This is a genomic window from Alkalibacterium sp. m-11, from assembly GCF_054658155.1.
On sequence record NZ_BAAGIR010000070.1, the window covers coordinates 1 to 9,826 of the forward strand.

Genomic DNA, 9,826 nt, shown 5'->3' on the forward strand with positions numbered 1-9,826 from the left:
TTTGATTCATAAGAAGACCTCTTTTCTGGATTTGTGGTTATCTCTAGATTAAGGGTCTTCTTTCTTTTTGTCTACTTTAATTTCTTGCCCTACTATTTTACTTTCCGACAACTATTTTACACATAGCAGCTGCACTGCTACCATAATTGACATGATTTTTTTCCATTAAAAAAACTCCTTCTCACAGAAAAATCCACAGGAAGGAGCCTTGTATATAAATTCGATCTCCCTACGCAGCCATTACGCCGATCAGGTTATTCTGGTCTGATATACATCACTCTCAGCCTCCAATTCGAGACTCCCAGGATCTTCCGTATTAAATTTTTTTTACATATTTAACTCTATCAGTAATTGAAAACAGTTTCAACTAAATTCTTTTTGCCTATCAATTTCCAGGCAATTGCAAGTACTCCCCAAACTTATAATCAAAGGCTTCGGGTATAAACGGTCCATACCCTCCGTTATGGTAAAATGTCAGTTCGCCAAAGTAAATCTCACTATTTATGTTGTATAAATCGACCCGTACATGTGGGATTCCTTCGGATAAGGTTCGTGCCAATTCAATCATCTCATCAAACTTATTGGGCTTTTTAATCTGCTGATCACTATTTTCACCTTGTTGCATGACCGGTAGCTGATTAAAATCTAAGTCGAAAAAGTCAAACTTAGCCTCTTTCCCTCGTTCAGAAGCCACAAACATAAATTTCGGCTCGCCTTCAAAACAGAAAAATTTGTAGTCTTTTAGATCTTTCTCCGATTCATCCACCATAAACTTTTCCGCCATGATTTTTGGTTGCACGTTCTTATAAGGCCATTCTCTATGGACCCAATAGTAATTTCGATCAAACCATTTGTCGATTTCTGCTTTTAATTTGTCATGATTGATTCGAGCCTTGTCCTCTATAATAAAGACTCCACCTGAAGTGTGAGTCATTTTCAAAACAAACTTGTCGGGCAATGCGTCAAAGTCAATCGCTTCATCGTTTTCATACACCCCATAAATGGGCACCAAATATTCTCCACCAATGCGTTCTTTCACAAATTTTCGAACCGCATATTTATCAACTAACTGTGTATACTTTGGATTTCGATCATTTAATTTCAGCCATTGTATTTTTTCATTAAAGGTTTTGGGATTTTCAAGATTCAAGTCTTTCCTCATTTTTAACGCATATTGTAACCGGATAAACTGTTCATCCGGCATCCATTTAAAATTCCCGTATTTTGTTGCGTTAAATAATTTTAGTTTGTTCACCTTTAGAGACTTCATGTTAAATTTCCACCTCGTTATACTCGGATCTTTCATCCCGATTCATCGCATGAGGAACTTTTAAAAAGGCATAGTTGGAGTAAATATCTGTGCCTAATCCCGCTAATTCATTTGTGCGAATACCATGACGCCATAAGACAAGGGGCAAGTTGACTTGATCGCGCTTTGAGTTCGCTAAAAACTCTTCCCACCGTTCTTCCATAATCATCTGACATGTTGGATTGTCGTGCTCGCGTAAGAGAATCGGGCATTCAAGCATGCCATATTTTTCTGAGAAACCTTGTGACTTTAATTACGCATTATGCGCATCATATTCTTCTGATCCTAATTTTTGCATTTGGCAACATACAAAATCCCCTCCATGAAATAAAAAATAAAACTACTTCTATCATAGCATACTCTTCAAAACAAGTACCTTCTGATGCATTTTACGGATTTTGTTTGGATAAATAGAGAACCTTCTCTATTTGAACGCATAAAACTCCCCCTAAAGTAGTTTTACTTTTTACAGTGTCTACTTTAGGGGGAGCATATCACACTAGTCTCCATTTAATCTTCTTATTTTTCTACTAACGACGCTGCATCTTCATCAATAATCACTGTAAAGTTTTTGTGTTCTTTTAGAATACTTGCTGGGTTGTCTTCAGTAACTTCACCTTCCAACAACTCTTTCGTCGCATCTGCTTTGTGCTTACCTGAGATTAACAGTAACACCTTTTCTGCTTCTAAAATCTCGCTAAAACCTAACGTAATCATTTGATCGGGAGCTTCTGCTCGATCCGTAATGCCGTACTCTTTCATCGTACTTTCAATCGTTGAATCCGTGTGATCTGCTAAAAGCATGTCCGCATCAAACGCTGTTCCAGGTTCGTTCGCACCAATATGACCATTCGTTCCAAGACCTAATAATTGTAAATCTATAGCGTACTCTGCGATGAGTTCTTTATAACGTGCAATCTCTTCTTCAAGATCATCCGCTGAACCATCCATAAAATAAATGGCCTTCGGTTGCGTATCAATTAAATTTAAAAAGTTTTCCTTCAGATAAGTACGAACCGTATAAATCGCATCTTTCGGTCCTACATACTCATCAAAAACAAAGAACGTCGTCTCACTAATATCCAACCCATTATTCACAGCTTCGACTAGTTTCTTGTACAGGCCTCGAGGCGTCCCACCCGTGTTTATCGACAACACTGGGTTATCTACCGTCTCGATGACTTCTTTAATCTGTTCAAAACCTTCTTCAGACATTTGATCATAGTTTTCTACAAACACTTTATCCATTAAGATTCCCCTTTATCCATTTCATACACCGATTGTAATACATTTTCGGGTGAAAGCCATTTCTATGGGATAAACTTAATTGGACGGTCACCATATATACGAAAACCGAATTCGTAGATATGGGGATCTTCCCTTATATACGAATTCTGAATACGTAGATATGGCGACTGCTTATCTATAAAACCACCCCTATTCAGGTAGTTTTACGTCCGTATAACCTTCCGAATATTATAAAAATAATTTCTACTTTTACAGATAGGAATAGTCTATTAGTTTTCGTCTGGTGCTCAATCAACTACAAGATTTTTTTGAGCTTCTTTTCCTTCATTTCTCAATAAAATTGTCGTTGCAGTGTAGGACACTCCAATAGAAATGACTCCTGTAATTAGTGCAATAATCATGTTACCCATCGATCCGTCTGGGTTCAGGAAGAATAGGATTGTAAATAATCCTGGTGCTCCCCCCATTACGTAACTCACTAATGAGAAGATTCCCGCGAATAATCCACCTGAGAAAGCTCCAATTGCGGTTCCAAGTAAAGCTTTTGGTCGGCCGATTAATGCTCCATAAAACGCTGGTTCAGTAATTCCAAAGATTCCTGTCACACCAGATGAGAAGTGTTGACCTTTTCTCTCTGTATCTTTTACCAAACGACTGACTGCTAGTGCAGATGCACCAACTGAAATGTTTGAGATGAATCCCATAACCATTGTAATTGGGTCATAACCTAATGTTTCAACTGCTTGGAATCCAATTGGCATCATTGCCTTGTCGATTCCTAACATAACCATGTATGGATATAATGCAGATAAAATAGGTAAAGCAATGAAGCCCATTGTGTCCATTATCCATAGAACACCTTGCCCAACAACATCACTAAAGACTGTTCCAATTGGTCCAAATAAAATCAAAGTAAAGGGTACAACAATTAACATCGTTAAAATTGGTTTCAATAAATATTTACCAAATTGTGGAATATATTTTCCCAGCGGTTTATCGACAAAGTACATGAAGACAACACCAATAATAACTGGAACAACACTTCCTCCGTAGTCCACCGTTGTGACCGGGATGCCTAAGAAGTCTAAACCGTCCACACCACTTATGGCCGGATTAACTAAAATTGCACCAAGTAAGGCACCCATAATTGGCGATAAATTCAGTTTGCGCGCCGTTGTGAAACCTAGGTAAATAGGTAGCATAACAAATGCAGCGTTAAAGATGGCTAAAATAATTTGTGATGTTCCACTTTCCGGTTGAATCCCAAAAAAGTTAATGACAAAATTATTTAAAGCTAAAATAATTCCTCCAGCAATTAGTGCTGGTACAATTGGCATAAAGATTTCAGCAAAGAATCCACCAACAGTATTAATATAGTAAAGTAATCCTTTTTTCTCTTGGTCGCCACCACCAGAAGAGCCTGTTCCACCATCCATACCTTCTGCTTTTTCTCGTTCTTCTTTCGATTCAGAACTTTCAAAATCCGTTGTTCTCATAAAAGCATTATAAGCTTGGCCGACATCTGGTCCAATAATAATTTGTGCCTGTCCATTTTTGAAGACATAACCATGGATTCCTTTCAATCTTGAAAGTTCATCATCATTCACTTTGCCTGAATCATTCACGTTAATACGCAATCGAGTAGCACAGTGTCCGATATTCTTAATATTTTCTTTTCCACCAACATTATCAAGTATATCTTGTGAGAGTTTTTCGTAATCCATTTCTTTTCCCCCTAGTATTTTTATAGTAATCGCTTTCTATTTTGTCCTATAAACTATCCCATTAATTCATTTAATGGGATAGTTCTTGAAGACCGTACTTTTACTTTTCAATAAATAAAGATACTTCTTTATTTAGCATAAATGGTCTTAAATAGCCGACCGTACTTGCCAATGGTAAGACTTCCTCTGGTAATTCAATCTTTAATTCTTCAATGATATATTCACGACGTTCAACAATTCGTGCCCACAGTTTTGGATATTCATTTTGAATCGCTTCGCGTAAATCTTCATCTGCTAAAGCAATCGTACTTTCTGCTGAAACGCCTTGATGTGGCGGCTGAATTGGAATGAAGTCAACTTGGAAAATCATTCCACTTTTAACTGTTGCCTTTGAATCTTTGTAAAATGGTGATGACATCCACTCTTCATTCGCCGTTAAATGACCTGGGTTTAATTCCCAACCATATTTTTCTTGTGGATAGAAAGCTTCAAAATCTTCGTAAAACTTTCCTGCATCCGCACCAATTTTAATATTCGTTAACCAGTAGTGATAAGCAGTGAAATATGGTACAACAATCTCTTCGAAATAACCCGGATCTATTTCTTCTAGTTCTTCATAACTCTCTACTGCATACCCTGTTCGGCTTGATAAACCACCACGGTAAGAAGTAGTTAATGCAACCTTATCCCCCTTTTCTAATTGATTGTCTGTTGGATAAATATTTCCACCAACAAATCTTTCTCCAAATGCCGAAATCGTAACAACATTGTTATATTGACCTTGCTTCGTTAAATTTTCCCCAACGTCACCTTCAGTTTTCCCAACTTCTAAATCATTAAGAGCTTCTAAAACGGCGTCTGACGCTAGTGATGCACCATACTCATAGTGTGCAATTTCGTTTGCATTATTTGTAATCCGAGCACCATTTTCAGGACCGATAAAAACTGTTGTTGCATTAAATATTTTTTCTTCATCAACTCTTGCTTTAATCGCATTTACAACATATTCTGGTAAATCATATTGATCCGTCATTTCTGGAATTAATTTCCAACCAACTAGACCGACATTCTCTGACGTATCAATCTCTAAATCTTGTAGTTGTTCTTTGATTTCTTCAACAGTTGCCATCGGTTGATTTGGTAATGAAAATAGCGACGTTTTAATTCCTGCTGCTTCAATTCTTGAATATTTTACTTTATTGAAGTTTTCATTTCCTAGTAATAAGGTACTCGTTCCATCAACGTTTAAGACTAGTAAACCTTCTTCAAATCGTGGAATGAACCCAACTAAGTATTCAAAATTCCCACCATGTTCTTTATCTGCGTAAACAATTAATGAAGAATAACCATTTTCTTTCATGCGTTCTAATACTTTTTTATGTCTCTCTTGGATGGTTGCATCCGTCAAAGCAATTGGTACTCCTGTATTATCAAGCTTTGGACTCTTCGTTTTTTTATAATTTATGATTTAAATCACCTTTTCTTTTTATTTTAAATCTTCTAATTTATCGAAAGGAAGCATCGGACGTTGAATTTGTTTAAAGACAATCGTCTCCGTCTTTTGGTTCGTTGCTCCTTCGGTTAAACACATAATTGAATAGTCACAATAGTCATTTAAGTCGGGGAAGATATATCCTTGTTTAACAACAATAACATTGTATTCATGCATATCAATCTTCGCTGCTTCAAATTGATGATAGTCTGCAAAACTAATTGACTGATCGATGAGCACAATATCAATTGGCTTGTCCTTCACTGTCAATGTGATAGTTTGTCCGTAATTATCCGTATCACCAAAGGTTTGTTGTAGATTTCCTTCTTCAATAATTTTAACCGTTAATTCGACTTTCTCACGCATCGGATCTTTTCCATCACCAAGTACAATCTCAAAGTAATCTTCCGGTTTGTTTTGTGTAATTTCATGGAACAATTCATTCGCCGTTATCGCTGAGAACAGTAATTTCTTCTCGTTGTAATCTTCTAAATCTAAATACTGTTTGAGTAAGAAAGTATTTTCTCCTGCTCCACCTGAAGTTACGTTGTCTCCCGAATCCGTTACGACGATATGTTTGTGATCTGCCGAGATAGATGTTTCTAAAGCATCTTCAACGTCTAAAGCATTTCCGTGGTATTGGAATTCCTCATATTTACCAACACAGTAGTCATACAATTCATTTAAGATTTCATTCGCATAGTTGATATATTTATTATCAGATGGAACCACAATCAATCCTGAACCTGCTGCGAAATTATCATGTCGCAAATACCCAACGTGGAAAGAAACACTTAAAATGCGCGGATCTTCTTCAATTTCATCGAGCTTTTTATTAATCGACACCATTGGTTCATCCGTTGAAACACTCTTCTCGCCACCTAAAACAAATGGTAATTTACGATACTGTGGTTTCAATGATTTTTTATTCTTCAATAAATCAACCAGCATATGGGCCACTGTGCGATAAGTTTCAACTATATCTGTATGCGGTGATTCGCGGTAGCCTCGTCCAATTGTCATATTCGACACATATTCTTCCGTCAAGTTTCCGTGTGGATCCATCACAACAGCGATTGGTAAGTAAGGTCCGGTAATTTCACGAATACTTCTTAATAACTGTCGCTCACCCGAACCTTCAGGTAAATCTTCAATTTTACTCGCGCCATGTAGGAATAAATAAATCCCATCTAAATCATCTAGATTCTCTTTGACCGAGCGAATAATTTTATCGTGAATGTATTTGTACCCTTCTTTACTCAACACTTTTGCTGAGTGTCCATCCGCATATAAAGCCGGAATAATTTCAATATCGTTCTCTCTAAAAATATCTCCCACATGCATTTCAGAAACTAAATTCTCACCAAACTTCAAATTAAAAACATCTAGCTCTGTTAATCCACCGACATTCTCATTACTTTCTAAAGTAAAGTGGCCCATCAAAACTTTCACTCAACATCATCCTTCTCATCATTTGCTGCATAGTAGTTCTCAATATAATCTTTAAACCAGTAATAACTCTTTTTTGGAATTCTCTTTAAGTCATTTTCAAAATCAACGCGGACCAAGCCATATCGTTTCTTATAGCCATTAATCCAACTATATAAATCCATCGTTGACCAGTGATAGTAGCCTTTCACATTGACGCCATCTTCTTTGGCCTTCAGCATATACATTAGAAACTTCTCAAAGATTTCAATACGCTCATCATCTTCAACGTAGCCTTCATTGTCAGGTGTTTCATAAATCCCATGACCATTCTCCGTAATCAAGATTAGTGGATTGTCATAGCGTTCTTTAATTTCAATTAATGAAGTATACATCACACGTGGGTTAACCTCGCGTCCCCATTGATTTCTTTTCACTTCTTTATCAAATGAATTTTCAAATATTCCTGCTAGACGAATTCCTTCAAGACTCTCGCTTGTTGCCCCTTTGTTATTGTGAAAGACTTCCGTTTCCCCTTCTTCCCAATCCTTCACATATTGACGGTTGTATAAATTCAGACCTAAATAATCCCCAATACCTTCTTTGAAAATCTCTTCATCTTCGGGATCATGATAAAGTAAGAAGTTGAAATGCTTTTTCATTTCCTCTAACTCATCCGGCAATTTCCCCTCTAATGCAGGAACTAAAATCATGCGGTTGTAAAAGAAATCGGCGGTATTATAGACGAAATCTTTATCTTTTGTATCGGGATCAAGCTCGACACTCCCATTGTCATGCACGATACCAATCTTTCCATCAATTCCTAAATCGCGGAATGTTTTGATTGCCTTCGCACTTGCCAACATCAAGTTATATTGATACTGAAAGTATGACTGTACATCCTTTTGACGATTCGGCGGGTAATTTCCTGCCATATTTGTACAGTAACTATAGTAGCGTGGTTCATTAATTGTCGACCATAATTTCACACGGTCACCAAAAGCTTCAAAGACAATTTTGGCATAAGCATTAAAGTCATAAATGATATCCTTATTTAACCAGCCACCTCTTTTAGCTAACGCTAAGGGTAGGTCATAATGGAAAAGGGTTACATTTGGTTCCACGCCTTTTCCTAAACAATAATCAATCACATTATTATAAAAGTCGAGTCCTTTTTGATTAATCTCGCCTGTTCCATTTGGAAGAATGCGTGCCCACGAAATTGAAAAGCGATAAGTATTTTGATTCCCCGCAACCATCAAATCAATATCTTCTTTGTAGCGGTGGTAAAAATCACTTGCCACATCCCCATCTTCATCATGTAAATTTAGTGGGCTGTTGTGGTTGAAGTAATCCCATTCTCCGAGACCTTTCCCATCCGCATCCCATCCACCTTCACATTGATAAGCTGCTGTTCCAGAACCCCACAGAAAGTCTTTTTCTTTAAAAACTTCTGCATATTCCCTCATACTATACCTCCATGTCGTTTTGTTCCCCTGTTGACTTGTCTGACTATAGTATACGGGCAATAAAAAAAGACAATGGTTCAATTTATGAACGATTGCCTTAAAAATCCTCAACTTTTATTATTTTCGATGAAAGTTATAAATATAATATTGCGAAATTAAATCAAATAAATAAGTGATGCCGTACTTTCCTAGAAGTCCCAGTTTATCCTCAACGATGTCCTGGTTGCTAATATAAAAGACATCATTATATAAATAAGCTAAATCTTTTGAACGGTTTGCTGAGATTAATATCTTTTCTCCCTTTAGATTAATAATCATTTCTTTCACAGCTTCCGCAAAGACACCGGACACTGAAACTACAATTAACAAGACATTCTCATCTTTTAAAAGTTCATTGGTGCAAGTTAAGCCTTGATGGTTATCAATAATGCGAACCGTCTTCCCAGCATAAAATAATTCTTGTTGGAATTTAATTAAGTTCGGACTCGTGTTATTCGCATTTAGAAAAATCACATTCTCGTGTTTATACATTAATTCGGCTAAATATTCAACATGGTCATTTGAAACACTTTCGTTTAAACCATGAATCATCGCTTTTAATTCATCATTTAATTTCGAGCGGTAACTTAGATTCGGCTCAAACTCTCGTAAATGAATATTAGAAGGATAAATAATATCCGTCAACGACTTTTTTAATTCACTGAAATTATCGTACCCAATCTTTTGACAGAACCTTCGTATCGACGATCGTGACACAAAGGCTTCTTCTGTAATTTGGTAAACCGTGAGATTTTCTAAATGTGAAATATTTTCTAGGATATATTTTGTAATCGCATAATCGCTATTGGTGTCCCCTTCATTAATAATATTCCCTAAGATATTTAATAAACCTAAATTATTCATATTTATAATGTCACGTTCCTTTTCTTAGTATATGAATATTTTGTCCGTTCTCTTCTTAGTTATTTTACACTAATCAAAATCGTTGTACAATTCGGAAGTGTGGAGATCCAAAGATAATATACTGACCATAAAAAAAGCTTCGGCTACGCCTTCGCCCTTTTGGGATAGTGCGTAGCCATTACTTTTTCAGTTCTGAATTATCGTAGACGATACCGTGAATACTCTTATAGTAAACAGGAACCATCTCATTTCC

The 9,826-nt window shown here is 36.6% G+C and carries 8 protein-coding genes and 1 riboswitch; all 8 genes read right to left on the reverse strand.

Features of this window, described 5'->3' with window-relative positions; genetic code table 11:
• Window positions 1-209 precede the first annotated feature (209 nt).
• Window positions 210-315, reverse strand: a riboswitch (TPP riboswitch).
• 70 nt (window positions 316-385) lie between these two features.
• Window positions 386-1,270 carry an ATP-grasp fold amidoligase family protein gene (locus ACYQ2O_RS07945; RefSeq protein ID WP_459796379.1) on the reverse strand — a complete coding sequence of 295 codons (885 nt, stop codon included), beginning with the start codon at window positions 1,268-1,270 and terminating at the stop codon, window positions 386-388.
• Window position 1,271: 1 nt separating this feature from the next.
• On the reverse strand, window positions 1,272-1,529 hold the full coding sequence (locus ACYQ2O_RS07950; protein WP_459796380.1) for a hypothetical protein: 258 nt from the start codon (window positions 1,527-1,529) through the stop codon (window positions 1,272-1,274).
• A 299-nt stretch (window positions 1,530-1,828) separates the two neighbouring features.
• On the reverse strand, window positions 1,829-2,557 hold the full coding sequence (locus tag ACYQ2O_RS07955) for a glucosamine-6-phosphate deaminase (RefSeq protein ID WP_459796381.1): 729 nt from the start codon (window positions 2,555-2,557) through the stop codon (window positions 1,829-1,831).
• Window positions 2,558-2,844: 287 nt separating this feature from the next.
• Complete coding sequence (locus ACYQ2O_RS07960; RefSeq protein ID WP_459796382.1) at window positions 2,845-4,281, reverse strand: PTS transporter subunit EIIC; 1,437 nt, start codon at window positions 4,279-4,281, stop codon at window positions 2,845-2,847.
• Between the two features lie 100 nt (window positions 4,282-4,381).
• The gene (locus ACYQ2O_RS07965; protein WP_459796386.1) at window positions 4,382-5,749 is read right to left on the reverse strand and encodes a M24 family metallopeptidase; all 1,368 of its coding nucleotides are present in this window, start codon (window positions 5,747-5,749) and stop codon (window positions 4,382-4,384) included.
• An 18-nt stretch (window positions 5,750-5,767) separates the two neighbouring features.
• Window positions 5,768-7,225 (reverse strand): M81 family metallopeptidase, encoded by a 1,458-nt coding sequence (locus ACYQ2O_RS07970; protein ID WP_459796383.1) that lies wholly within the window; start codon window positions 7,223-7,225, stop codon window positions 5,768-5,770.
• Entirely contained in the window at window positions 7,222-8,670 is a 1,449-nt protein-coding gene (locus ACYQ2O_RS07975; RefSeq protein WP_459796384.1) for a glycoside hydrolase family 1 protein, read from the reverse strand. The genes ACYQ2O_RS07970 and ACYQ2O_RS07975 overlap by 4 nt, the downstream gene beginning before the upstream one ends.
• Before the next feature lie 117 nt (window positions 8,671-8,787).
• On the reverse strand, window positions 8,788-9,573 hold the full coding sequence (locus ACYQ2O_RS07980) for a MurR/RpiR family transcriptional regulator (RefSeq protein WP_459796385.1): 786 nt from the start codon (window positions 9,571-9,573) through the stop codon (window positions 8,788-8,790).
• Window positions 9,574-9,826: the final 253 nt, after the last annotated feature.